Annotated in this window: 20 protein-coding genes; 11 read left to right on the top strand and 9 right to left on the bottom strand. The window is 72.2% G+C overall.

Annotation, left to right across the window (positions count from 1 at the left end):
* The first annotated feature begins 45 nt into the window (after window positions 1-45).
* The 3 genes from LWF15_RS05340 to LWF15_RS05330 are packed head-to-tail and all read left to right on the top strand — an operon-like array spanning window position 46 to window position 2,386.
* On the top strand, window positions 46-699 hold the full coding sequence (locus LWF15_RS05340) for a DUF6758 family protein (RefSeq protein ID WP_232809232.1): 654 nt from the start codon (window positions 46-48) through the stop codon (window positions 697-699).
* Between the two features lie 5 nt (window positions 700-704).
* A complete protein-coding gene (locus tag LWF15_RS05335; protein WP_232809231.1) occupies window positions 705-1,550 on the top strand; it encodes a PHP domain-containing protein in 846 nt (281 codons plus the stop codon).
* On the top strand, window positions 1,547-2,386 hold the full coding sequence (locus LWF15_RS05330; RefSeq protein WP_232809230.1) for a RecB family exonuclease: 840 nt from the start codon (window positions 1,547-1,549) through the stop codon (window positions 2,384-2,386). Before LWF15_RS05335 ends, LWF15_RS05330 begins: the two co-directional genes overlap by 4 nt.
* Here LWF15_RS05330 and LWF15_RS05325 read toward each other — a convergent pair.
* The 3 genes from LWF15_RS05325 to LWF15_RS05315 form a co-directional block, all read right to left on the bottom strand.
* Entirely contained in the window at window positions 2,376-2,876 is a 501-nt protein-coding gene (locus LWF15_RS05325) for a TIGR00725 family protein (protein ID WP_232809229.1), read from the bottom strand. The genes LWF15_RS05330 and LWF15_RS05325 overlap by 11 nt on opposite strands.
* Window positions 2,877-2,925: 49 nt before the next feature.
* Window positions 2,926-3,909 carry a hypothetical protein gene (locus tag LWF15_RS05320; RefSeq protein ID WP_232809228.1) on the bottom strand — a complete coding sequence of 328 codons (984 nt, stop codon included), beginning with the start codon at window positions 3,907-3,909 and terminating at the stop codon, window positions 2,926-2,928.
* 197 nt (window positions 3,910-4,106) lie between these two features.
* Window positions 4,107-5,009, bottom strand: a complete 903-nt coding sequence (locus LWF15_RS05315; protein ID WP_232809227.1) for an oxygenase MpaB family protein — start codon at window positions 5,007-5,009, stop codon at window positions 4,107-4,109.
* 296 nt (window positions 5,010-5,305) lie between these two features.
* On the opposite strand from LWF15_RS05315, the gene LWF15_RS05310 reads away from it, so the two are divergent.
* Window positions 5,306-6,163, top strand: coding sequence for a ParA family protein (locus LWF15_RS05310; protein WP_232809226.1), 858 nt, complete (start codon window positions 5,306-5,308; stop codon window positions 6,161-6,163).
* A gap of 78 nt (window positions 6,164-6,241) precedes the next feature.
* Here the strand turns inward: LWF15_RS05310 and LWF15_RS05305 are convergent, their stop codons facing one another.
* Window positions 6,242-8,083: a DEAD/DEAH box helicase gene (locus tag LWF15_RS05305; RefSeq protein ID WP_232809225.1), complete on the bottom strand. Its 1,842-nt coding sequence runs from the start codon at window positions 8,081-8,083 to the stop codon at window positions 6,242-6,244.
* Between the two features lie 219 nt (window positions 8,084-8,302).
* On the opposite strand from LWF15_RS05305, the gene LWF15_RS05300 reads away from it, so the two are divergent.
* Window positions 8,303-8,989: a ferritin-like fold-containing protein gene (locus LWF15_RS05300; RefSeq protein WP_232809224.1), complete on the top strand. Its 687-nt coding sequence runs from the start codon at window positions 8,303-8,305 to the stop codon at window positions 8,987-8,989.
* 84 nt (window positions 8,990-9,073) lie between these two features.
* On the opposite strand, the gene LWF15_RS05295 is transcribed toward LWF15_RS05300, so the two are convergent.
* Window positions 9,074-9,298: a DUF3107 domain-containing protein gene (locus tag LWF15_RS05295; protein WP_232809223.1), complete on the bottom strand. Its 225-nt coding sequence runs from the start codon at window positions 9,296-9,298 to the stop codon at window positions 9,074-9,076.
* A gap of 164 nt (window positions 9,299-9,462) precedes the next feature.
* On the bottom strand, window positions 9,463-10,191 hold the full coding sequence (locus LWF15_RS05290) for a TetR/AcrR family transcriptional regulator (RefSeq protein ID WP_232809222.1): 729 nt from the start codon (window positions 10,189-10,191) through the stop codon (window positions 9,463-9,465).
* A gap of 383 nt (window positions 10,192-10,574) precedes the next feature.
* Between LWF15_RS05290 and LWF15_RS05285 the strand changes: the two genes are divergently transcribed.
* On the top strand, window positions 10,575-11,378 hold the full coding sequence (locus LWF15_RS05285) for a DUF3152 domain-containing protein (RefSeq protein WP_232809221.1): 804 nt from the start codon (window positions 10,575-10,577) through the stop codon (window positions 11,376-11,378).
* Complete coding sequence (moeB, locus tag LWF15_RS05280; protein ID WP_232809220.1) at window positions 11,375-12,556, top strand: molybdopterin-synthase adenylyltransferase MoeB; 1,182 nt, start codon at window positions 11,375-11,377, stop codon at window positions 12,554-12,556. Before LWF15_RS05285 ends, moeB begins: the two co-directional genes overlap by 4 nt.
* Before the next feature lie 61 nt (window positions 12,557-12,617).
* On the opposite strand, the gene LWF15_RS05275 is transcribed toward moeB, so the two are convergent.
* Window positions 12,618-12,797 carry a hypothetical protein gene (locus LWF15_RS05275; RefSeq protein WP_232809219.1) on the bottom strand — a complete coding sequence of 60 codons (180 nt, stop codon included), beginning with the start codon at window positions 12,795-12,797 and terminating at the stop codon, window positions 12,618-12,620.
* 140 nt (window positions 12,798-12,937) lie between these two features.
* Between LWF15_RS05275 and LWF15_RS05270 the strand changes: the two genes are divergently transcribed.
* Complete coding sequence (locus tag LWF15_RS05270) at window positions 12,938-13,717, top strand: DUF4184 family protein (RefSeq protein ID WP_332879873.1); 780 nt, start codon at window positions 12,938-12,940, stop codon at window positions 13,715-13,717.
* On the opposite strand, the gene LWF15_RS05265 is transcribed toward LWF15_RS05270, so the two are convergent.
* Window positions 13,706-15,310 (bottom strand): alginate O-acetyltransferase AlgX-related protein, encoded by a 1,605-nt coding sequence (locus tag LWF15_RS05265; protein ID WP_232809218.1) that lies wholly within the window; start codon window positions 15,308-15,310, stop codon window positions 13,706-13,708. The two genes, LWF15_RS05270 and LWF15_RS05265, sit on opposite strands and share 12 nt — an antisense overlap.
* A gap of 22 nt (window positions 15,311-15,332) precedes the next feature.
* Entirely contained in the window at window positions 15,333-16,772 is a 1,440-nt protein-coding gene (locus LWF15_RS05260) for an MBOAT family O-acyltransferase (protein ID WP_232809217.1), read from the bottom strand.
* 230 nt (window positions 16,773-17,002) lie between these two features.
* On the opposite strand from LWF15_RS05260, the gene LWF15_RS05255 reads away from it, so the two are divergent.
* The 3 genes from LWF15_RS05255 (at window position 17,003) to LWF15_RS05245 (ending at window position 25,049) form a co-directional block, all read left to right on the top strand.
* A complete protein-coding gene (locus LWF15_RS05255; RefSeq protein WP_232809216.1) occupies window positions 17,003-17,362 on the top strand; it encodes an MGMT family protein in 360 nt (119 codons plus the stop codon).
* A gap of 68 nt (window positions 17,363-17,430) precedes the next feature.
* Complete coding sequence (locus tag LWF15_RS05250) at window positions 17,431-20,724, top strand: ATP-dependent helicase (protein WP_232809215.1); 3,294 nt, start codon at window positions 17,431-17,433, stop codon at window positions 20,722-20,724.
* Window positions 20,725-20,945: 221 nt separating this feature from the next.
* Window positions 20,946-25,049, top strand: coding sequence for an ATP-dependent helicase (locus tag LWF15_RS05245; protein WP_232809214.1), 4,104 nt, complete (start codon window positions 20,946-20,948; stop codon window positions 25,047-25,049).

The raw sequence follows: 25,049 nt of genomic DNA, 5'->3' as shown, positions 1-25,049 counted from the left end.
GCGCGGCGGCTTGACCTGCGGCGCCGGGCAAGGAACCGTCGGTGTGTGACCCTTCTGCGGACCTGCCCCCGGTGTGGTGCGGTCGCCCGGGAGCCGGGCGAGCACACGGCCAGCTGGACCTGTGAGGAACACGGCCCGGTGGTGCCGGTCGGCCCCGCCCAGGCGCCCACGCAGAAACTGATCCGACAGGTCGCGCTCGACTCGCTGGTGCCGGTCTGGATGCCGCGCCCGCTGCCGCAGGGCTGGGAGGTCACCGGTCTGCAGTGGGCCGGGGCGGGCGCCGGTGGCACGGTGGCCTGCGTGGTCGCGGTCTCCGGGCCGCACCCGCTGCCGGAGGTGGGGGACGAGGAGCCCACCGTCGACCTGATGTTCGTGGCGGAGCAGCCGGGCATCGGCCTGGGGGCGCACCTGGCCGGGCTGCGCGGGGTCGACCCGGGCCCGATGCTGGCCGACAAGGCGGCGCACGACCCGGCCGAGATCAAGCTCGAGGCCGACGACCACGAGGTGCCGCTGTGGTCGGTGCCGGTCGACGGCGGCCTGGCCTACGTGGGCGAGGCCTCCGGGGTCTGGCTCTGGCTGCTGGCCTGGCCGAGCTCGGCCGCGCTGGCCCTACTGAACCGGTTCTGCCTGGTCGACGCCCGCAACGAGGAGACCGAGCCGGACCTGCCCTGCGGCCCGCTCACTCCCCGCCTACGCTGACCTGCGTGCGAATCGACCTGCATGTCCACTCCAGCGCCTCGGACGGTACCGACACCCCGGCCGGGGTGATGGAGGCGGCCGCCGCGGCCGGGCTGGACGTCGTCGCACTGACCGACCACGACACCACCGCGGGCATCCCGGCCGCGGGCGAGGTGGCCCGGCGGCTGGGGCTGACCCTGCTGCCCGGCGCCGAGATCTCCTGCCAGATGCGGGGGATCGGGGTGCACATGCTGGCCTACCTGCACGACCCGGCCGACCCGGCGCTGCTGGCCGAGCAGGAGCAGACCAAGGCCGACCGGCTGACCCGGGCCGAGCGGATGGTGCGGCGGCTGTCCAAGGACTTCGCCATCACCTGGGCCGACGTGCAACGGCAGTGCGAGCCGGACGCCGCGGTGGGCCGGCCGCACATCGCCGACGCGCTGATCGAGGCCGGTGCGGTGGCCACCCGGGACGAGGCGTTCGCCACCGTGCTGAACGGCCGCTCGCCCTACTACCTGCCTTATCACGCGCCCGAGGCGGAACTGATCGTGCGCCTGGTGCGGGCCGCCGGCGGGGTGCCGGTGATGGCGCACCCGCGGGCCGGCAAGCGCGGGTGGCTGGTCTCCGACCAGGACATCGCCGACCTGGCCGAGGCCGGGCTGGTCGGGCTGGAGGTGGACCACCGGGACCACGAGGAGCCGGACAAGGCGGTGCTGCGCGGGCTGGCCGCCGAGCTCGGCCTGCTCACCACCGGCTCGAGCGACTACCACGGCACCGGCAAGGTCAACCGGATCGCCGAGAACACCACCGCGCCGGAGGTACTGGAGAAGATCATCGCCCTCGGTACCCCGTCGCGGGTGATCCGCGGGTGAACGACCAGCTCGAACTGCTGGGCATGCCGGAACCGCTCTACTCCTGCACGCCGACCCGCCTGGTCAACTGGCGCACCTGCCCGCGCCGCTACCGGTTCACCTACCTGGACCGGCCCTCGCCCTCGAGGGGCCAGGCCTGGGCGCACACCAGCATCGGCGCCGCGGTGCACTCGGCCCTGGCCGACTGGTGGGCCACCCCGCCCGAACGCCGGGACCCGGAGCTCGCCTACCAGCTGGTGCGCAAACGCTGGCTGAACGACGGTTTCGCCGACCGTGAGCAGTCGGCCGCCGCAGGCCGGCGGGCCGTGGACTGGGTACGCAACTACCTGTTCGAGTCGCCGACCGATCCGCTGGCGCAGCCGGCCGGGGTGGAGCAGACGGTCAGCGCCCACACCGAGCGGCTGGCCCTGTCCGGCCGGGTCGACCTGATCGACCTGCGCGACGACGAGCTGGTGGTGGTCGACTACAAGACCGGGCGGCACGAGCCCACCGAGGAGGACGCCTTCGCCAGCCTGGCCCTGGCCGTCTACGCGGTCGCCACCGCGCGCACCTACCGGCGGCCGTGCCTGCAGGTCGAGCTGCACCACCTGCCCACCGGCACCCGGGCGGTGGCCCGCTACGACCTGGCCGGGCTGGAACGCAAGCTGGCCGAGGCCGATGCGCTGGGCGCCGCGGCGGCCGCGGCCGACGCCGAGTTCGCCGCCGGCCGCCGGGACGACACGGTGTTCCCGCCGAAACCGGGCCCCGGCTGCTCGTTCTGCGACTTCCGGCGGTCCTGCCCGGAAGGGCGGGCGGCCTCCGAGGAGCGACCGGCCTGGACCGCAGTCAGGTCGTGACCAGGACCCGGCTCACTGCTTCCTCGGCGCTCTCCACGTAGGCGATGCCGTCGTCCACAGTTCTGCCGTCCGGCCCCACCACCCGCCAGCCGTCCAGCACCACCACCGGCACCCCACCGCGTCGCCGGGCCAGCGCCACCTCGCTCAGCGTGCCCCAGGAGCCGCCGACCGCGATCACCGCGTCGGCGCTCCAGACGATGACGGCGTTGCGTGCTTCTCCGATGTTCGTGACCACGGTGACCGACAGGTCCGGGCTCGCCCCCTCGCGATCGGCGCCGGGGCGGATGCCGACCACCAGCCCGCCCGCCGAACGCGCGCCGGCGGCCACCGCGGCCATCACCCCGGTGCCCCCGCCGCAGATCACCACTGCTCCGGCCTCGGCCAGGAGCACCCCGACCCGCCGGGCGGCCTCGGCCTGTTGTTCGGTGCAGTTGCGGGGGCCGCAGACCGCGACCTGCAGAGGGCGGGCGGAGGTGTTCGGAACGGGCACGATGCGGATCCCTTCGCAGAGCCTCGAGGACGGACGGCTTCCGGCTCGGTCAGCTCAGTGCGTCGGAGAGGTCCCGCCGCGCCGGATAGGCCCGGAACAAGGCGATCTCGCCCAGTAGCTCCCGCGATAGGGCCGAACGGGTGAAAACGCCGGATTCGAGGATGCGTGCCGCCGCGACGACCCGGCCGACGATCGGCCCGGTGCGGTTGTCTGCGGGCAGGGCGAGCACCGAGCGCAGCTCGGCAGCGGCCGCGTCCAGGTCGGACAGGGCCAGGTGGGCATTGCAGAGATCGAGCCGGGCGGCGGCCAGGAGTTCGGGGGAGCGCTGGGCGGGGACGGCGGCCTCGAGTAGTTGCAGCGACTCGCCGGCCTCGCGTACGGCCAGCCGCGCGTTGCTCTCGCCACCCAGAGCCAGCCAGGCCTCGCTGGCGTAGTAGGCCGCCTTGGCCGGGCTGAACCGGAACACCCCGGGCTGATCGTCCACCCCGTCGTTCTCCCGGGCCTCCCGGGCCACCGTCAGCGCGGCCTCGACCTGCCGGGTCTCGCCGCACGCGGCCCAGGCCCGGGCCTCCGCGCTGACCAGGCGCAGCAGGTTGCTGCCCTTGGTGGCGTGACGCCGCCCGCTGTGCGCGATCTGGGCCGCGAGCGGGTAGTCGCCGCCCCAGTAGGCCACGTTCGACTGCACCCAGCGCAGGAAGGCCCGCAGCGAGTCGTCGTCGGCCAGTTCGGCGCACAACCAGGCCGTGCGGGTGTTGGTCTCGGCCGCCACCGGATCACCGAGATCGGCGCTGGCGTGGGCGATCAGCGCGCACAGCCGCCCGGCCAGGGAGTACAGCGGGGCGGTCAGGCTGGGCCGCCGGCTCTTCTCCAGGAGCTCGAACACCTCGCGCCGCAGCTGCCAGACCGGGCCGACCAGGGCGAGCGGAGGCTGGGTGAGATAGGCGTCGGCCAGGGTGCGCACCTGGGCGGCGAGCTGGTCGAGCAGCTCGTGGTCGACTCCGGCCCGGCTGCCGGGCGCAGGCAATCGGTTCATCCGCGGACCGCCTCGTCGCCTCGATGAGCAGATCGGAACGGGCCCAGGTTAGTGGCAGAACCGCAGACAGGGGAGTCGAATTGGGACGTTGCGTGACCGATCGCATACTTGACGCGATCCGGTCCGGGCAGACCGACGTCCTCAAGCCCTTTTGATCAAGAGCTTGAGGACGTCGGTGGGCGCCTGAGCGCGACGGTTCAGTGGCGGGTGCGGTGGAGTTCGTCGCGCAGGGAGTGCAGGGCCACCGTGGTGGCGGCCGGGGCCAGTGCGCCGGCGCCGTCACCAGGCATGGACGAGTACATGGCCCGCGCCCAGTTCGGCTGTGACGACCAGGCCAGACCGGCCACCGGGGCCCAGTTCGGCCGGTTGCGCTGGGTCATCGCCAGCAGGGCGGGCACAGCCGGGCTGACCAGCGAGCCGATGAACGCCCGGGCCTCGTGCGTCATCCGCAGCTTGGGCCGCATCCGGCGGAAGTACCGGGTCAGGTCGCGGCGGGTGGCGGGCACCCGGTCGGGCTCCAGGCCCCAGACCGCGGCGGTGCGCAGCTGCTCGGCGAGGTACGTCTCGTGCTCGGCGTCGGTGAGTGCCAGGCCACCGCGCCGGGTCACCTCCACGAACGAGGCGACCTGGCAGCAGTGCATCCACAGCACGAGATCCTCGTCGTCGCCACGGAACTCGTCACCGTTGCCGGCGAAACCGACGACCTGGCCCATCACCGCGCGCAGCCGAGCGCCGGTCATCGCGGCCTCGATGCTGTTGCCGAAGATCACCGCGCCGATGTGACGCTGCGCCCACTGCAGCCGGTCCCACGGGTCGTCCACCCGGCGGGCGGTGGCGAACACGTTCGCCATGCCCTCGGGGTGCAGCACCTGCATGGTCAGGGCCCGCAGGGTGGCCAGGCCGATCAGCGGGTCGGAGTGCACCCGCCAGGTGACCGTGCGGGGGCCGAAAAGCCCCCACTGACCGGCCTGGTCGGCCTCGTGGTCGGTCTCCGGCTCGGCCTCGTGGTCCTCGGCGCGGCCGGTGTCGGCCGGGTGCTCCAGGTAGTCCCACTGCTCCAGCCGCGGCGGCTCTTCGTGATGCGCTCGAGTCTGCTCCACCTGTCCCTGTCCCCAGGCCCGTCGGGCTCGCCCGGCAGCGGTTTCCACGGTGGTTCGCCGGCGACGGCCGGGGGCGTGCTCGACCTCGTCGAGATCGAACCGTGCGGCCCCGGTCAGAGGTAGAAGGGCACTGCTCCGTTCCCAGCTGTCATCCGTCGCGCTCGCTGCCATGGGGTAAAGACTGTCGGATTCGACCCTTGATCGCCTGTCGAGCCCACCGACGGCCCATCGGGACACAGGCAGTCGATAGTCTGAAAGCGGGTCTTTCCGGCCCGCCGCCTGGAGGGAACAGATGCATGGGCCGCGTAATCGCCGTCGCCAACCAGAAGGGTGGCGTCGCCAAGACCACCACGGTGGCCTCGCTCGGCGCCGCGTTCGTGCTGCGGGGGCTGCGCGTGCTGTTGATCGACCTCGACCCGCAGTCGTCGCTCACCTTCAGCCTGGGCATCGACCCGGACGTGGTGGAGTACTCGATCTCCGACGTGGTCCGCGGCGAGGTCGAGCTGCCGGCCGCGCGGCTGCGCACCAGCGAGGGCATGGACCTGGTGCCCTCGACGATCGACCTGCTGGCGGCGGAGGCCATGCTGCTGCCGGCCCCGCAGCGTGAGTTCGTGGTGCGCCGGGGCCTGGAAGAGGTGCTCTCCACCTACGACGTGATCCTGCTCGACTGTTCGCCCAGCCTGGGCCTGCTCACGCTGAACGCGCTGGCGGCGGCCGACGAGGTGATCGTGCCGCTGCAGTGCGAGATGCTCAGCCACCGGGGGGTGGGCCAGCTGCTGGACACGGTGGCCGACGTGCACCGGCTGCTCAATCCGCGGCTGCGGGTGCGGGGGCTGCTGCCCACCATGTACGACAAGCGCTCGGTGCACGCCCGGGCCGTGCTCGGCGACGTCAAGCGCCGCTACCGGGTGCCGGTGCTGAACCCGATTCCGCGCTCGGTGAAGTTCGCCGAGGCCCCCAGCGTGGGCGCCACCATCGTCGGCACCTCGCCCAGCTCGTCGGGGGCCCGGGCCTACTTCCGGATCGCCGACGGATTGCTGCGGGCCTGGCGGTTCGGCGGCCGTAAAGTCGCTCCGGCCCGCACTTCCCGCATGCACACCAGCCTGCGCCCGCCCGTCTCGGGGCACGGGCAGGCCGACGCCGAGGCACTCTGAGCCCTCGACCGGCACCCACCCGGTACGGAACGAAAGTGGCCCGCGCCGGAAGGCGCGGGCCACTTCTGTTCTCGATGCTCAGCTGTCGGTGGAACCGGCCGACGCGCTCTCGGCGGGGGCCGCGCTGGACGAGCCCGAACCCCGGCCGCCCCGGCGCCGACGACGGCGCCGGCGCTGGGCCTCGGCACCTTCGGGGTCGGCGTCTTCGGTGGTCGACTCGACGACCGCGGTGGCCTCGCCGACCTCCACGCTCTCGACGGCCTCGGACGTCTCGGACGCTTCGCCCGCCTCGACCGGGACACCGGCCCGGGTGCGGCGACGCTGACGGGTGCGGGTACGCCGCGGCGTCTCCTCGCCCGACGTCTCCGGGTCGCCGCCGGTGACCTCGGGAGCCTGGGACTCGTCGGAGCCCTCGGACCGGGTACGGCTGCGGGAGCGCGAGCCGCGCCCGCCGTCCTTCGAGTCGCGTGCGTCGCGACGGGACCCGCCGGAGCCAGAGGAACGGGTCGGGGTACCGCCACCGCGCTTGCCGGTCTCGCCCAGGTCTTCCAGCTCTTCGGCGTCGAGGCCGGCGCGGGTGCGCGAGGCCCGGGGGAGGGTGCCGCGGACCCCGGCCGGGATGTTCAGGTCCTCGAAGAAGTGCTCGGACGAGGAGTACGTCTCGGCCGGCTCCGGGATGCCCAGGTCGAGCGCCTTGTCGATCATCATCCAGCGGTGCAGGTCGTCCCAGTCGACGAAGGTGACCGCGACCCCGGTGTTGCCGGCCCGGCCGGTGCGGCCGATCCGGTGCAGGTACGTCTTCTCGTCCTCCGGGCAGGCGTAGTTGACCACGTGGGTGACGTTCTCCACGTCGATGCCCCGGGCCGCCACGTCGGTGGCCACCAGCACATCGATCTTGCCGTTGCGGAAGGCCCGCAGCGCCTGCTCCCGGGCCCCCTGCCCGAGGTCACCGTGGATCGCCGCGGCGGCGAAGCCCCGCATCGCCAGTTCCTCGGCCACCTTGGCGGCGGTGCGCTTGGTGCGGGTGAAGATGATCGACAGACCGCGGCCCTCGGACTGCAGCAGCCGGGCCAGCATCTCGACCTTGTCCATCGCGTGGGCGCGATAGATGAACTGGGCGATCGCCAGCACGGTGGCGCCGGAGTCGTCCGGGTCGGAGGCCCGGATGTGCGTGGGCTGGGTCATGTACTTGCGGGCCAGCGACACCACGGCGCCCGGCATGGTGGCCGAGAACAGCAGGGTCTGACGGCCGTCGGGGGTCAGCGACATCAGCTTCTCGACGTCGGGCAGGAAGCCCAGGTCGAGCATTTCGTCGGCCTCGTCGAGCACCAGGGTGCGCACGTGGGCCAGGTTGAGCAGGCCCTGCTGGGCCAGGTCGAGCAGCCGGCCGGGTGTGCCGACGACCACCTCGATGCCCTTCTTCAGCGCCTCGACCTGCGGTTCGTAGGCCCGGCCGCCGTAGACGGTGAGGATCCGCGCGCTCAGGTTCTTCGAGGCGACCTTCAGGTCCTCGGCGACCTGGGTGGCCAGCTCCCGGGTGGGCACGATGGCCAGGGCCTGCGGGGCGCCCGGGGCGGCCAGCTCGGCGAAGCCCTCGTCCTTCGGGCCGACCACCCGGTGCAGCAGCGGGATGCCGAAGCCCAGGGTCTTGCCGGTACCGGTCTTGGCCTGGCCGATCACGTCGCTGCCGGCGATCGCCACCGGCAGCGTCATCGCCTGGATCGGGAACGGGGCGCTCATCCCGGCCTTGAGCAGGGCCTCGGTGACGCGCGGGTCGGTGCCGAGGTCGGCCCAGCCCGGGGCCTGGGCGCCGGGCTTGACCTCGTCCTCGACGACGGCGACGATCTCGCCGGCGTTCTCGAGGTCGAGGGCGGGGTTCTCGTCCGGCCGGTCGGTGGGGTTACTGGATGAAGCGGACACGCGGTGCCTAACTCTTCGGGGGCGCTGGCCTGCGGGCCGGACCGCGCCGACCCCGGTGGGGTGGCGGAGGGAGAAAGGCGCTCCGGCGGGCCGCGCTGCGGCATTCGGAAGCCGACCGTGTGAGCGACCGGTCATCCACGTACAGGGGTCTGGCAGGTGTAGCAGGTACCTCTAACTGACTGATCCTACCTGGTCGGGGGGCTCAGTACCCTCCTGTCCATGGAGCAGCAGGAGGACAGGTTCACCGATCCGGCATACCGGGCGGCCGTCGTCGACCTATTGGGCACACTGGCCTACGGTGAACTGAGCGCATTCATCCGCCTTTCCGGCGACGCGGACCTGGCCCCGCGGCTGGCGGCCAAGGCGGCCGTGGCCGGGCTCGCCGCCACCGAGTTCGCGCACTACGACCGGCTGCGCGCCCGTCTGGTCGAGATCGGGGCCGACCCGGAGGAGGCGATGGCCCCGTTCGTCGAGGCGCTGGACGGTTTCCACGAGCGCACCCGGCCCTCCACCTGGCTCGAGGGCCTGGTGAAGTTCTACGTGGGCGACGGCATCGCCTCGGACTTCTACCGGGAGATCACCACCTACCTCGACCCGGACACCCGCGACCTGGTGCTGGGCACCCTGGAGTCGGACCAGCGCTCGTCGTTCGTGCTGCAGGAGGTGCGCCAGGCGATCGGTGAGGACCCGATCCAGGGCAGCCGGCTGGCGCTGTGGGCCCGCCGCCTGGTCGGTGAGGCGCTCAGCCAGGGCCAGCGGGTGGCGGCCGACCGCGACACCTTCTCCACCCTGCTCACCGGCACCGGGGAGCACCCGGGCATGGGCCTGGCCGGCATCGTCTCGATGTTCAGCCGGATCACCGAGCAGCACACCCGGCGGATGGCGCAGATGGGTCTGTCCGCCTAGCGCGGCCCGGACGGCGAAGGCGCCGCTCTCCAGCGAGAACGGCGCCTTCGTGGTGCGTACTGCGGTGTTCGTGGTGCGGTGGTGCTACAGCGTGCCGAAACCGACCCGGCGGGTTTCCTCCGCGCCGATCTCGACGTAGCCGATCTGGGTGCCCGGCACGACGATGAGGCGGCCCTTGTCGTCCTTCAGACGCAGCAGCGAGCTCGAGTTGATCGCGGCCTCGACCGCGTTCACGACGGACTCGGCCGAGTCGGGTGACTCCAGCACGATGTCGCGCGGGATGTCCCGGACGCCGATCTTGACCTCCACGCGAGTGGCCCCTTCCGTCCTGGCCGGCCCCCTCGCGGGGCAGCGCAGCTTTTCCGACTGGTCGGGATGAGCCTAACCGGCAGCGGGCCTGCCGGTCCCGGTGGCACGCTCGGCTTAGCCAACAGCGGAATTGCCCGGGGTGCTCGCGGGCCTGCGCAGAGGTCTCAGGGCCGGCCCGCGGTCTCCTGGCTCTCGCCCAGACCGGTGAGGTCGGCCACCGGGACGACCGGGTTCGCCATGCCGTCCAGTCGCTCCTCGGCCCGCTCCTCGGCCCGCTCCTCGTGCAGCGGGATGGCGCCGATGCCGCGCCAGTTCAGGCCGGCCAGCAGACGCACGGCGTCTTCCCGGGGCATCGGGCGCCCCTTCTGCAGCCAGAAGCGCGCGGCCACGTGGGCCATCCCGGACAGGCCGATGCCGATCAGCTCGCACTCCGGCCAGGGCTGCCCGGTCTCCTCGTGGATCACCTCGGCGATCATCCGGCCGCACTGGTCGTTGACCGCCTCCACCCGGCCGCGCACGTCCGGGTCGTTGGTCAGGTCGGACTCGAAGATGAGCCGGAACGACTCGTTCTCCCGGTCGATGAAGTCGAAGAAGGCGCCCAGGGCGTTGGCCACCCGCTGTTTGTTGTCCGGGGTGTTCTCGATGGCTCCGCGCAGCAGTTCCACCACCTCGGCGGAATGCTGCTCGACCAGGGCCAGGTAGAGCTCACGCTTGCCCGGGAAGTGCTGGTAGAGGACCGGCTTGCTGACCCCGGCGCGCTCGGCGATCTCGTCCATCGCCGCCGCGTGATAGCCCTGGGCCACGAATACCTCTCGCGCTGCTCCGAGCAACTGGCTGCGGCGTGCCGTTCTCGGCAGCCTGGTTCCGCGCGAGCGCACCTCTGGTGTCGACATTTCTTGCCTCCCCGCATCAGTGCCCGTCAGCGGATGCTAAGACGCTTCGGCTGCGCCCCCGCGATTCCGATGCTTTAAGTGATTGTAAGGCTACGAGGCGTTACCAAATCCCACCGCGAGTAGACACTCTGCGCCGGGAGGGACGTCCATTCGGGTGATCGTTCCCACGTTTCATCATCACGCAACGGGGTATAGCCGCTACCTGCGGGTCCCTAACCGCCTCCTCGGTGTAGTCACGGCTGTTCCTGGGTGGGTCCCAGCCTGCCGTTCCGGTCGGGCCGTAGTCACCTCCGTCACCCGGCTGCCCTCCGGACTCGGACGTCACGACCCGGGCGGGTAGCGTGCGAGGCGGAACTGGCGTGGGTGAAAGGAAGAAGCGGCGGATGCGCACGGGTAAGCGGCTCGCAACATCGATGGCCCTGCCCCTGGCGGTGGTGATGCTCACCCTGGCCGGCTGCGGCGCCCTGCCCGGCGGATCGTCCGACGACTCCTCGGCGCAGACTTCCACCCCGTCGTCCACGCCGCCGGAATCCGCAGTTGCGGCGACTGCCGAACCCACGGCGGCCGGTGAGTCCGACGCTGCCCCCAGCGAACCGGCCACGTCGCTGCCCAAGGGGCTCACTCAGAAGGACGTGAACGCGGGGGTGCTCTCGGCCAAGGTGAAGTGGAAGGCCTCGGGCAAGCTGCAGACCGTCAAGGGCAGCACCAAGGCCCCCGGCAAGGGCCAGGTGATCAAGGTCCGGATCCAGGTGGAGAAGGGCCTGAAGATCGACGGTGACAAGTTCGCCGACTTCGTCCTGGCCACGCTGAACGACAGGCGCAGCTGGACCGAGAAGGGCACCCGGCGCTTCGCCCGCACCGACGACGCCGGCCAGGCCTTCACCACCGTCACCCTGGCCAGCCCGCAGACCTCGGCCGAGCTGTGCCGGCCGCTGCAGACCATGGGCAAGCTGTCCTGCCGCAACGGCGACCGGGTGGTGCTCACCAACTACCGCTGGGTCAAGGCCATCCCCGAGTACAAGAAGAACCGCGAGGGGTACCGTCAGTACGTGGTCAACCACGAGGTCGGTCATGCGCTCGGGCACGGGCACGAGTACTGCGCCGGCAAGGGCGAACTCGCGCCGCTGATGATGCAGCAGACCAAGGGCCTGCTGGGCTGCCGTCCCAACCCCTGGCCGCACCCGTGAGGCCGCTGGTCGGGCCCGGTGCGGAGCTGACCGCGCACGAGCTGACCCGCTACTCGCGGCAGGTGCTGCTGCCCGGGCTCGGTTCAGCGGGCCAGCGCCGGCTGAAGAACGCCCGGGTGCTGGTGGTCGGGGCCGGTGGACTGGGCAGCCCGGTGCTCACTTATCTGGCCGCCGCCGGGGTGGGCTCGATCAGCGTGGTCGACGACGACTCGGTGGAGCTGTCCAACCTGCATCGGCAGGTGCTGCACGCCGCAGCGGCAGCCGGTACGCCCAAGGTGCAGAGCGCGGTGGCGGCTCTGGCCGAGCTGAACCCGTTGGTCACGGTGCAGCCCCACCACACCCGGATCACCCCGGAGAACGCGCTGGAGCTGATCCAGGGGCACCACCTGGTCATCGACGGCACCGACAACTTCGCCACCCGCTACCTGGTCGGCGACGCCTGCGCAGTGGCCGGGGTGCCGCTGGTCTGGGGCTCGGTGTTCCGCTTCGACGGGCAGGTCTCGGTGTTCTGGTCGCAGCCCGGCGAGGGGTACGAGCCGGTCACCTACCGAGACCTGCACCCCACCCCGCCGCCGCCCGGTTCGGTGCCTTCCTGCGCCGAGGGTGGAGTGCTGGGGGTGACCTGCGCTGCCATCGGCTCGGTGATGGCGACGGAAGCGATCAAACTGATCACCGGGGTCGGCGAACCCCTGCTGGGCCGCATCATGCTGTTCGATGCGATGGGCATGACCTGGCAGACGATCCGGGTGCGGCCGGCGCCGGATTCGGCCCCCGTCACCCAACTCGCCGAAGACTACGAGGCCTTTTGTGGGGTAGGCCCACCAGCGTCTTCAATTGGTGATCTGAGCGTTGGTGAGCTCGCCCACAGACTTGAGCGACGCGAACGTGGGCAGGACGATTTCGTCCTGGTAGACGTCCGGGAACCCGAAGAGCGACGGATCGCCTCGATCCCCGGGGCGGTCGGTTTGCCGCTGTCGGTGCTTCGAACTGGAGACGTCGGTGCGCTCCTTGCGGAGGTCGCCGACGGACGTCCGTTGGTTCTGCACTGCAAGAGCGGGGGCCGTTCGGCGCAGGCTCTCGAACTGGCCCGGGAAGCCGGGGTGAGCGACGTGCTCCACGTGCCCGGAGGCGTCCTGGCCTGGATTGACGAGATCGACCCGAGCCAGCCGCGTTACTGAACCACCCGCAAAGCAGTTCACCCCGGGCAGCACGCTGCCCGGGGTGAGGTGACTGCGAGGATCAGCGACGGGAACCGATCCGGCTGCGGGCGCCCACGCCGACACCGGCGAAGTGCAGGGCCAGCAGGAACAGGCCCAGCGTCGTCAGGGTCGTGTTCGTGAACGCGTCACCGAGGTCGGCGTTCGCGAAGTCGAGCAGGAGCGCAAGGCCGAAGACCACCGCGGCAGCGATCGCGAGCATGGTTACCTCCTGGTGAGGGTCCCCAAGGGTGAGGACGATCCTGGCCCGGTGATCACCGGGCGTTGGGATGATCATGGGGCCGCGTAGGTGATCGCGCATTTCGGGGCAACCCCCAGTCAGTGTGACGTTGGGAGCAAGCAGTGCCATTCACGGGCAGTCACCCCGCAGCAGTACTTCCTCTGCTCCGCACGCCCCTGGTGCCGTCTGCGCTGGTGATCGGCAGCATGAGTCCCGACCTGCTGTACTACCTGGCGCTGCCCGATCCGGTGCGCTGGCGGTGGTCGGAGGTCAGCCATTCCGCGCTCGGCATCCTGGGTTTCGACCTGGCCATGGGGCTGGTGGCGTTCGTGCTCTGGCAGGCGCTGATCGTGCCGCTGGCGGTGGCCGTGGCGCCGTCGGCCCTGCGCGACCGGCTCGGCCCCGAGTTGCCGGTGCCACTGCGTGCTCATTGGGCCAGCCCGCGCGCGATTGCCCTGGTCGTGGCGTCGCTGTGGGTCGGTGCGATCACCCACGTGGTGTGGGACGAGTTCACGCACCCTGGCCGCTGGGGCACCGAGAACATTCCGTGGCTGGCGCAACAGCACGGAATCCTGGCGGGGTACCGCTGGGGGCAGTACGCGAGCAGTGTGCTGGGGTTAATGCTGATCGCCTGGGTGTTGGGGCGATGGTGGCTGCGCACAGCCCCGCAGCCGGGCGCCCAGCGGATAGCCGCTCTGCGCCCGGCCATTTCGATCGGAGTATGGACGATTGTGCTGGCGTGCGCGGGAATTGGTGCGGCGGTCGGGTTGTGGGCCAGTGTGACTGACTCGCTGGGCACCGGCTCGCTGGCCTACCTGGTGTCTACCTACGGAGGTGGGGCCGGGTTGCTGGCCGTGCTGTTGTGCGCCCTGCTCGTGGCTTTTCGCGGCTCACGAACCTGACGGCTTCTTCTTCGTCGGGGTGGCCAGTTCCCGGGCCAGGGCCTCGTGCATCGGCTGCCCCTCGGCCAGCCAGCCGGCCCGCTGCGGCCAGCCCCGCTGCACCGTCTCGATGATGATCCGGTCGAACCCGGGCAGGTCGTCCTGCTGCACCGCGGTCAGGAAGTCCGACCAGTGCATCACCTCGAGGTGGGTGAAGTAGGGCGCGAGCAGGCCCTCGGCGCGGGAGATGAACGAGTCGTTCACCACCAGGGTGCGGCCCTTGATCATCGGCGCGGTGGTGGACCAGGCCCGGAAGACCGCCACTCCCCGCCCCGACGGCGACTTCTCGGTCTTCGCCCGGATCGTCACGTCGTCGCGCAGGACCTGGTAGACCGGCACGGTCGTGTTCCGCGAGATGCCCATCAGCCGGTAGAGGTCGTTGTCGGCCTTCTCGTCCTGCACCTGGACCGCCTTGGGGGCCCCGGCCAGGGCCTCGGGCGCCTCGTCCCGGGCGATCAGGGCGTCGATCACGGTCTTCGACCAGACCAGGGCGCCCTCGCTGGTCCAGTGGCTGTCGCCCTTCTGGAAGACCGAGCCGGGCCGGGTGTCGTGCGCCGCCTGCAGTTGGTCCCAGGAGATCACCACCGGGCCGTCGGGGTGCCCGCCCCAGGTCTGCTCGGTCTGCCGGCGCACCTGGTCGGAGCAGGCCAGCAGGGCGTCGGCGCGGGAGCCGAGGTCGGCGCTCATGATCGCCGACTTGTCCGGGGCGATCGCCACCATGATCGACTTGTCGGTGCCGGCCGCGATCCCGGTGAGCCGCTGCAGCCCGGCGTCGACCGGGGCCGGGTCGAAGTCGAACCGGCAGGGCAGGGTGAAGTCCTCGGAGAGGAACGGGGTCCGGTGGCGGCCGAGCACCACGGCCGGGTTGAGGCTGGTGCCCAGGCGGTCGCGGGAGGCCTGGCCGATCGCCTCGGTGACGTACTGGCGCAACGCCAGCCGGTCGCGCAGGGCCTCGTCGGTCTGCTTGCTGTCGGCCCCGCTGAGCAGGCCGGAGGGGGTCACGTGGGGGAAGGCGGCGCGGTCACGGTTCTCGGCGCCCCAGGGCAGGGGCGGCTTGAGCAGCCAGACCGCGAGCAGGGCGGCGGCGAACAGGGCGACCAGCACCCGGGCGGCCCTCACGCTGCGCCTGCGGCGGCGCTCGGCGCTGAACCGGGCCAGCAGTTCGTCGAGTTCCTGCGTGGCTGAGCGGGGCCCGGTTTTCGTCGGTGGGGCCGGGCTCTGCGGTTCTGGGGCCTCGGCGGCCGGGCCCGGTTCGTCGGGCTCTCCGGGCTCGTCGGGCTCTGTGGTTTCGGCGGGCTCGGTGGGGTCAGCCACGGCCGGGTCCGGAGCCGGGTGATGGATGACCTCGAGCCGGTCGGGATGCTCGGCGACCCGGACGGCCAGCCCGGACGGGCGTTGCTGAGAGTGATGTTGCACGGGGGTCGGGTGGGAAGGCGACGCGCCGGGCCCGGAGCCGAACCGGCCGAACGATCCGATCGGCTCGACCGCCCGGTCGCCCTCGCCGGGCGGGTTCGGGGGTTCGTCGTCGTCCGGAAGGATGATGGTTCGGCCCACGGCCCACAGCATGGCAGAACAATCAGAACTGGAAGTACAGGAACGGGCTGAAATCGAGCCAGAGCACCGAGATCACCGCAACCGAGAGCAGGACCGGCGCGGTGACCGCAGCCATCGGATAGCGGAATCGCAGTTGCCCGGAATGCCCGCCGTGGACCAGCTGGAAACCCGTGACATTCCGGGGCATGAGAAACACCAGCATCCCCAGTCCCAGAGCGGTGAGATTCCACGGGGTCAGTGTGATCAGGACGTCTGGTGATGGTGCGCCTCCCGAGAAACCGAACATCGCCTCCCAGACGCCGACCGCGTCGGTCAGTGTCGGGGCCCGGAACGGCACCCAGCTGAGGACCACGAAGAACGCCATCGCCGCACGTCGCGGCCACCTCGAGAGCCGTCCCGGGGGGCTGCGGTGCAGTCCGGTGACACGCTCGGCGAGCAGGGCCAGGCCGTGCAGACCGCCCCACACCAGGAATCCCCAGGTCGCACCGTGCCAGAGCGCGGTGAGCAGAAAGGTGATCAGCAGGGCGGCGTACTCGCGGCGGATCCCGTGCCGGTTGCCGCCGAGAGGAATGTAGACGTAATCGCGGAACCAGCGCGAGAGGGTGATGTGCCAGCGTCGCCAGAAATCTGCGGGGCCGGTGGAGGTATAGGGCGAACGGAAATTCTCGGGGAACCGGAAACCGAAGATTGCGGCCAGTCCGATGGCCATGTCCGAATAGCCGCTGAAGTCGAAATAGATCTGCAGGGCGTAGGCCCCGGCCCCGATCCAGGCGGTGCCGGAGTCGAAACTCCCGGCCGGGGTGCTGAATGCCGCATCGGCCACCACACCGCACGAGTCGGCGATGTAGGCCTTCTTGGTCAGCCCCCAGGCGAACCGGGTCAGGCCGTAGGTGGCGTTGCCCAGAGTGACCTCGCGGCTGTCCTTGAGCTCCTTGGCGATCTCCGAGTACCGCACGATCGGCCCGGCGATCTGGTGCGGGAAGAGGAAGAGGTAGAGCAGGTAGTCACGCCCGGAGTGCTCCGGGGTGAGGCCGCCGCGGCCCACGTCGACCACGTACGAGATGGCGTGGAAGGTGAAGAAGGAGATGCCCAGGGGCAGGGCCCAGTGGATCTGCGGGGCGCCCGGCCAGGCGGTGCCGGCGATGAAGTCGCTGACCGGGGGCAGGTACTTGTAGAGCCCGATCGGGACCAGGACCAGCAGGATCAGGCCGGCCACGGCGGTGCGCGAGGTCGGCCGTCCGTCGGCCGCCCGTCGGCGGGCCTGGCCGGCCAGGCGGGCGCCGGAGAAACTGACCAGGGCCACGTAGAGCAGGACGAAAACGTGGCCGCCGGCTCCCCACACGTAGAACACGATGCTGGCGAGCAGGAGGCAGGTGTTCCGCCACGACAGGGGCACCAGCAGGTACGCCAGCAGGGTCAGCGGCAGGAACAGGAAAAGGAACGTCGGCGAGGAGAAGACCATGTCCGCAGATCGGTCGGGGCGCTGGATGTCCGGTGGCTCGTTCGGTGATCTGGTGCCGGCCCGGGGCGGCGGTGCGGTGCCTATGGGGTGTGCGGATGGGGCCCGGGTCAGGGAAGCTTAGGGCCTTCCGGCGTCCTACTCATCGGGCATCGGTCGAACGGATGATGCTGTCGCACAGAGGATCCCGGGCGGTTGTGATGTCCGCTCCGTCCCCCAGGAAGGTCGTTGAGGTGACGTCTTCGCAGGACGCGGTGACTGGTGGTGCCCAGGGGGCGGAGGAGACGGAGGCCTCGTCGGCCGAGACGTTCGTGGCCGACGTCCTGGATGTGGTGCACGCCATTCCGCCGGGCCGGGTCCTGACCTACGGCGACGTGGCCGCGCTGGTCGGGCGGGGTGGTCCCCGGCAGGTGGGAAAGGTGATGTCGCAGTGGGGGAGTCTGGTGCCCTGGTGGCGGGTGTTGCGGGCCGGGGGTGCTCCGCCGACAGGCCATGAACAGCGGGCGTTGAAGCACTACCGGGACGAGGGCACGCCGTTGCGGGCCGACGGGGAGCGGGTCGATCTGAAGACGGCGCGGTGGTCACCTGAATAGGGCCCCGGACAGGGCCTCAGTTCGGACGAAGCGGATGTTGTCGGTGGGCTGTGGTCTCATGGTTGGCCGTGAGCACCGCGACCCGAGAACGCCGCCTTTCCGGGCCCGCAGTCCGGCTGGTCGGCCCGGGCTCGGGGCCGGCCGAGCTGCTGGTGCCCGACCCGGCCCAGGCCGAGCTGATCGGCCGGCGGCAGGGCAGTGGGCCGGTGGTGGTCTTCGGGGCCCCGGGCACGGGCAAGACGGCGATGCTGATCGAGACGGTCGCGGCCCGGGTCTCGCGGGACGGGCTGGGGCCTGGTTCGGTGCTGGCCGTCGCCCCCACCCGGCTGGCCGCGGCCCGGCTGCGTGAGCGGCTGTCGGCCCGTATCGGGGGCACGCTGCAGGAGCCGATCTGCCGCACCCCGCACTCCTACGCCTTCGGTCTGCTGCACCGGGCCCTCTCGTTCGACGGGGCTCCCGCCCCCCGGCTGATCTCCGGTCCCGAGCAGGACCGGATGCTGGCCGACCTGCTGGCCGGGCACGCCCAGGGGCAGGGCCGGGCGCCGGTCTGGCCCGAGGCCACCAGCCAGGAGATCCGGCAGCTGCGGGGCTTCCGCAACGAGCTGCGCGATCTGCTGATGCGCGCGGTCGAGCGCGGCCTCACCCCGGAAGACCTGCGCCGGCTGGGCGCCCGCCAGGGCCGGCCCGACTGGCTGGCCGCGGCCGACGTGATGGCCGAGTACCTCGATGTCACGGCCCTGTCCACGCCCGGCGCCTTCGACCCGGCGGGCATCGTCGACGCGGCGGCCGAGCTGCTGCTAGACGACGAGGAGCTGCTCGACGCCGAGCGGGCCCAACGGCGGCTGATCGTGGTCGACGATGCGCACGAGCTCACGGTGGCCGCCGAGCACCTGCTGCGCCTGGTCGCCGGGGGCGGGCGCGACATCGTCCTGGCCGGAGACCCGGACTCGGCCACCCAGACCTTCCGTGGTGCCCGCCCCCGTGGCCTGGCCGACGCGGTGCACAAGTTCACCCGCGCCGACGGCTCGCCGGCCCACGTCATCACCCTGGCCACCGTGCACCGGCACGGGGCCGGGCTGCGGGCGGTGGCCGGGCGGGTGGCCGAGCGCATCGGGGCGGCGGGCAAGGCCGCGCACCGTTCGGTCGCCGCCGCCGGGCCCGCCTCGGCCTCGATCGACGTGCAGGTGTTCGCCTCACCCGCCCGCGAGGGCGCCTACATCGCGCAGTACCTGCGCCGGCTGCACCTGGAGCAGAAGCTGCCCTGGTCGCGGATGGCCGTGGTGGTCCGCTCCACCAAGGCCACCTCGGCGCTGCGCCGGGCGCTGGGCTCGGCCGGGGTGCCGGTCGCCATCCCCACCTCCGAGGTGCCGGTGCGCGACGAGATCGCCGTCGTGCCGCTGCGTCTGGCCCTGCGCTGCGCCCTGCGCCCGGCCGAGCTCACCGCCGACGTGGCGGGCGATCTGCTCACCAGCCCGATCGGCGGGGCCGACGCGATCGCCGTGCGGCGTCTGCGGCAGGCCCTGCGTTCCGAGGAGATCGCCGCGGGCGGGGGCCGGGCCAGCGATGCGCTGCTGGTGCAGGCCCTGGCCGAGCCGGTGCACCTGGCCGGGCTCGAGCCGCGCATCTCCGCACCCGCGCGCCGGGTGGCGGCCGTGCTGGCGGCCGGTCGCGAGGCTGCCGCCCGGCCGGACGCCAGCCCCGAGACGGTGCTCTGGGAGATCTGGGCCGGCACCGAGCTGGCGTTGTCGTGGCGGCGCACGGCGCTGGCCGGTGGCGTCGCGGGCACCCGGGCCGACCGCGATCTCGACGCTGTGATGGCCCTTTTCGAGGCCGCGGCCCGCTTCACCGACCGGTTCCCCGGGGCCGACGCCCAGGCCTTTCTTGACTTCCTCGAGGCTCAGGACGTGCCGGCCGACACCCTGGCCGAGCGCGCCCCCACCGACGAGGCGGTGGCCCTGGTCACCGCCACCGGCGCGGCCGGCCTGGAGTGGGACGTGGTGGCGGTGGCCGGGGTGCAGGAGGGGCTGTGGCCCGACCTGCGCCTGCGCGACTCGCTGCTCGGCGGTCAGCGCCTGGCCGATGCGGTGGACGGCCGGGGCGACGAGGGATTCGTGGCCCAGCGCAAGGCCATTCAGGACGACGAGCTGCGGCTGTTCCACGTCGCCGTGAGCCGCCCGCGCAGCCATCTGCTGGTCACCGCGGTCCGGTCCGACGAGGTGATGCCCTCCACCTTCCTCGATCTGGTCGACCCGGAAGGGGTCACCGGCGAGCAGGAGGTCCGGCCGCTGGCCGAGGTGCCGCGGATGATGACGCTGTCCGCCCTGGTGGCCCAGCTGCGGGCGGTGGTGGTGGATCCGCGGGCGGGCTCGTCGCGGCGGGAAGGGGCGGCCCGGCAGTTGGCCCGGCTCGCGCTGGCCGGGGTCCCCGGCGCCGATCCCGGCGAATGGTACGGGCTGGCACCGGTTTCCGTGAGTGGGCCGCTGCGCTCGCCGCACGCGCTGGTCCGGGTCTCGCCGTCGCAGGTCGAGTCGTTCGACCGGTGCTCGCTGCGCTGGCTCCTCGGGGCCTCCGGGGGGCGTCGGCCGTCGTCCACCGCGCAGGGGCTCGGCGAGCTGGTGCACGAGCTGGCCGAGGAGGTGCCCGACGGCAACCTGATCCGGCTGCGCACGCTGCTGGCCGAACGCTGGAGCCGGCTGGGGCTGGGCAGCGGCTGGGTGGCCGAGACCGAGCGGGCCCGGGCCGAGGGCATGGTGGCCAAGCTGGCCGAGTACGCCGCCGCCGCCCGGCAGGCGGGGCGCACCCTGGTCGCCACCGAGCAGTCCGTGCAGGTGGATGTCGGCCGGGCGCGGATCTCCGGCAAGGTCGACCGGCTGGAGCGCGACGAGCAGGGCCGGCTGGTGGTGGTCGACCTGAAGACGGGCAAGTCCGCGCCGAGCCGGGCCGAGCTGACCCGGCACGCGCAGCTGGGCGTCTACCAGGTCACCATCGAGGAGGGCGGCTTCGCCCGGGCGGTGGCCAAGGCCGGTCTGCTGCCGGGCGGTCCGGCGGGTGATCCGGGGGCTGATCCGGTGGGTGACCTGCTGGGCGATCCTGCTCCCGGTGAGGCCGCTCCTCAGGCTGGGAAGGCTTCCGGCGGCGCGATGCTGGTGCAGCTGGGCACGAAGAACAAGAGCGTCTCGGTGCAGTCGCAGCTGCCCCTGGCCAAGGACGCCGAGCCGGCCTGGGCCCGTGATCTGGTGCAGGACACGGCCGAGGGGATGGCAGCGGGCGAGTTCCCGGCCAAGTCCAACACCATGTGCCAGGTGTGCGACGTGAAGCGCACCTGCCCGCTGCAGAACGAGGGCCGGCAGGTGGGCCAGTGAGCCAGGAACCGCCGGAGCTGCCCGGTCTCGAAGAGGTGAGCAGCGGCTCGGGTGAGGTTGGGCGTTCGGCGCCCGCATCCGTCCGCAAGCCGGGTTCGAAGGAGCCGGGCTCGGAGGCGCCGGCGGAGGGGCAGCTGGATCTCGACGAGGTGAGTGGCGGCTCGGGTGAGGTTGGGCGTTCGGTGCCCGCATCCGTCCCCAAATCGGTTTCGAGATCACCGATGGAAGGGCAGCTCGGCTTCGACCTCGATGTCCCGACGGTCGAGCCCGCTGCCGGCCCGGTGCGCGGCAAGGCACCTACTCCCAGACCGGCTCCGCGGCGCACCATCTCGGCCTCAGCGATCGCCCAGGCCCTGGGGCGCCCCGAGCCCACGCCCGAGCAGGTCGCGGTGATCGAGGCGCCGCTGGAACCCCTGCTGGTGGTGGCCGGCGCGGGCTCGGGCAAGACCGAGACGATGGCCGCGCGGGTGGTCTGGCTGGTGGCCAACGGGCTGGTCCAGCCCGACGAGGTGCTCGGCCTGACGTTCACCCGCAAGGCCGCGGGCGAGCTGGCCGAGCGCATCCGGGCCCGGCTGCGCGCACTGCACCGCAAGGGCCTCACGCCTCAGGCGCTGCCCGTCACCGTCTCCACCTATCACTCCTACGCCGCCGCCGTGCTCGGCGACCACTCGCTGCGCCTGGGCATCGAGCCCGGGGCGCGGCTGCTCGGCGAGGCCGGTAGCTGGCAGCTCGTCGACGAGCTGGTCGAGCGCTGGGACGGCGACATGACCGGGGTCGACTCGGCCCGGGCCACGGTGGTCGACGCGGTGCTCGGGCTGGCCGGCGAGATCGCCGAGCACCTGCTTGATCCCGAGGGCATCGACGCGCTCGCCGAAGCCGCCATCGAGCAGGTGCAGGAGCTGCCCAAGAACGTCGGCGACGCGGTGCCCGGCAAACCCAAGACCGACGTCAAGCAGGTCGTGCAGCGGATGCAGGCGCGGCGGGCGCTGGTCCCCCTGGTCGCCGCCTACCAGCGGCGCAAGCGCGAGCTGGAGGTGCTCGACTTCGGCGACCAGGTGGCACTGGCCGCCCAGCTGGCCCGCACCGTGCCCGAGGTCGGCGAGGTGGAACGCCAGCGTTTCCGGGTGGTCCTGCTCGACGAGTACCAGGACACCAGTCACGCCCAGGTGGTGCTGCTGCAGGAGCTTTTCGGCGGCGGGCACCCGGTGATCGCGGTCGGCGACCCGCACCAGTCGATCTACGCCTGGCGAGGTGCCTCGGCCGGCAACCTGCAGCGCTTCGGGCTCGACTTCCCGGCCGCCGACGGGGGCCGGGCGGCCACCCGTCACCTGTCCACCAGTTGGCGCAACGACCTGGCCATCCTGCAGGTGGCGAACGAGCTGGCGGCGCCGCTGCGGCACACCCCGATCTGGAGCGACCCGGATCTGAGCGTCGACGTGCAGCCCCTGGCCGCGCGGCCCGACGCCGGGCCCGGCCGGGTGCGCCTGGAATGGCACGCCACCCTGGAGGACGAGGCTCGGGCGATCGCCGACATCGCCGAATTCGCCTGGCACGACACTGAATCCGGTAACGACCGGCCCTCGGTGGCCGTGCTCTGCCGGGCCCGGGCGCAGTTCCCGCTGATCGAGGCGGCGCTGCGTGGGCGCGGGCTGCCGGTCGAGGTGATCGGCCTGGGCGGCCTGCTGCACGTGCCTGAGATCGCCGACCTGCGCGCCGCCCTCGAGGTGGTGCACGACCCGACCCGCGGCGACGCGCTGATGCGGCTGCTCACCGGGCCGGCCTGGCGGATCGGGCCCCGCGACCTGGACGGCCTCGGGGCCTGGGCCCGGGAGCTGGCCGCGACCTGGCGTGGCGCGGGCGAGGAGGGCCGGGTGCGGCCGCCGGCCGACTCGGGCCTGAAGTCGGCCACCATCCAGGTCGACGCGGTCGACGAGGTGTCGGTGGTGGACGCGATCGACGCCCTGCCCGAGCCCGACTGGGAAGGCACCCAGGGGCAGGGCATCTCGGCGGAGGGCAGGCGGCGGCTGGAACGACTGGCCGCGGTGCTGCGCGGCCTGCGCAGCCGGCTCGCACTCCCCCTGCCCGACCTGGTGCTCGAGGCCGAGCGGGCGTTGCTGCTCGACGTCGAGGTGGCGGCCCAGCCCAACCGTTCCCCGGCCGCGGCCCGGGCCCATCTCGATGCGTTCGCCGATGTCGCGGCCCAGTTCGCCGACAGCGGCGACCGGCCCACCCTGGGCACCTTCCTGGGCTGGCTCACCGCCGCCGAGGACCGCGAGCGCGGGCTCGACACCGGGGTGGTCGAGCAGCACGAGGACGCGATCCAGCTGCTCACCGTGCACGGCTCCAAGGGGCTGGAGTGGGACGTGGTCGCGGTCTGCGGGCTGGTCGAGGGCACCTTCCCGGCCGGTCACGCGGGCCGGGCGCCGAAGCGTTCCAAGGGTTGGCTCGGAGACATCGGTGCGGTGCCCTTCCCCCTGCGCGGAGACGCGGGTGGTCTGCCGCAGTGGGACTTCCGGGCGGCCACCACCCAGGACGAGCTGGACGTCGAGCTCAAACGGTTCATGGACTACTGCGGTGAGCACGAGGTGGCCGAGGAGCGCCGGCTGGCCTACGTGGCGGCCACCCGGGCGAAAGACTCGCTGCTGCTGACCGGGGCGATCTGGGGCGACGGATCAACCCCGCGCGAGCCGTCACGGTTCCTGGTTGAGGTGCGAGAACTGTTGCGTCGCGCCGAGGGCGGGCTGCTGCCGGGGGCAGGCGAGGCGGCCACCACACGTGAGCGGATCGCGGTGGGGCTGTGGACGGATCAGCCGGACGAGGGGGCCGAGAACCCGCGCGCGGTAGAAGGACGAATGGCGGTGTGGCCGGATCCGCTGGGAGAGCGGCGGGAGGTCGTGGAAGACGGCGCCGAGCTCGTGCGGCTGGCGATCGAGGCTCTGAGTGGTGAGCGGCGCCGGCTCTACGGCACCCGGCAGTTCATTGCGGAAGACGGCCGTGGTCCGGGTGGTGCGGAGGGCCCCGATCGTCTCGGTGGTGGGGACGGTCGGGGCGGTCTGGGTGCGGACGGTCCGGGTGGGCTGGGTGCGGACGGCCCGGATGATCTGACCGGTGCGGACGGCCCGGGTGGGCTTGATGCGGACGGCTCTTACGGTCTGGGTGCGGACGGCCTGGGTGGGCTGGGTGCGGACGGCCCAGTTGGTTCGGGTGGTCCGGGGGCCGGTTCGCAGGGTGCCGACCGGGGTCTCTCCGGCGCTACGGCCGGGCCTGGGCAGGAGATCCCTGAGACGAGTGCCCAGGGCGGTGAACGGGAAGGCGTTGCTGCCCAAGCCGAACAGGCTGCGCTGGAGGATGGTTCGGCCGTCGAGGTGGACGCCTCGGAGATGGGTATGTCCGAGGTCCAGGTCACCGAGTTCGGGGTCACCGAGGTGGGCTGGGCGCCGGACGACGACTGGATGCCGTTGGACGAGTGGGCGCCGGACGGCGAGTTCGAGCCTCCGCCGGACGATCTCGGCGGTGAGCGAACCGCGCCGGGCGCGGGGGTTGCGGGTGTTCCGGGTGTTCCGGCAGACCGGTCGGCGCGTGAGAACGCCTACGAAAGGGCGGGGACGCCGCTGAATCCGGCCGACGACAGCCATGCCTTCGGCCTGCTCGCTCCCCAGACCACCGAAGAGGCGGCCTGGGCCCGTGAGGTGGACGTGCTGCTGGCCGAGCGCGACGCGGCCGCCAGCGGTGAGCTCACCGTGCGGCTGCCCGCGCACCTGTCCGCGTCCCGCGCCGTGGCCCTGGCTGCAGACCGGCAGGGCCTGGCTGAGCGGCTCCGGCGTCCGATGCCGGCCCAGCCCAGTCCTCAGGCCCGGCGCGGCAGTGCCTTCCACGCCTGGCTGGAGCGGCGCTTCGGGGCCGCTGCGCTGGTCGACATCGACGACCTGCCGGGCGCCGGCGACGACCACGAAGACCTTCGGCTGGAGACGTTGCAGCAGAACTTCCTGGCCTCGGAGTGGGCCGAGCGCACGGCCGAGGCGGTCGAGGTCTCGATCGAGACGCCGGTGGCCGGGGTGGCCCTGCGCGGCCGGATCGACGCGGTGTTCCGTCGGCCAGACGGAATGTGGGACGTGGTCGACTGGAAGACGGGGCGGCCGCCGACCCGCGAGCAGATGCCCGCGCTGTCGGTGCAGCTCGCGGTCTACCGGCTGGCCTGGTCCCGACTGCAGGGCATCCCGGTGGAACAGGTGAGCGCCGCCTTCTTCTACGCCTCGGTGGGCCGCACGGTGCGACCCGTCGACATCCTCGACGAGGCCGCGCTCGAGGAGCTGCTCACTGTCTGA

This window comes from Kineosporia rhizophila (genome assembly GCF_021277265.1).
Lineage (GTDB): Bacteria > Actinomycetota > Actinomycetes > Actinomycetales > Kineosporiaceae > Kineosporia > Kineosporia rhizophila.
This window is presented reverse-complemented; position numbering and strand designations above follow the sequence as displayed.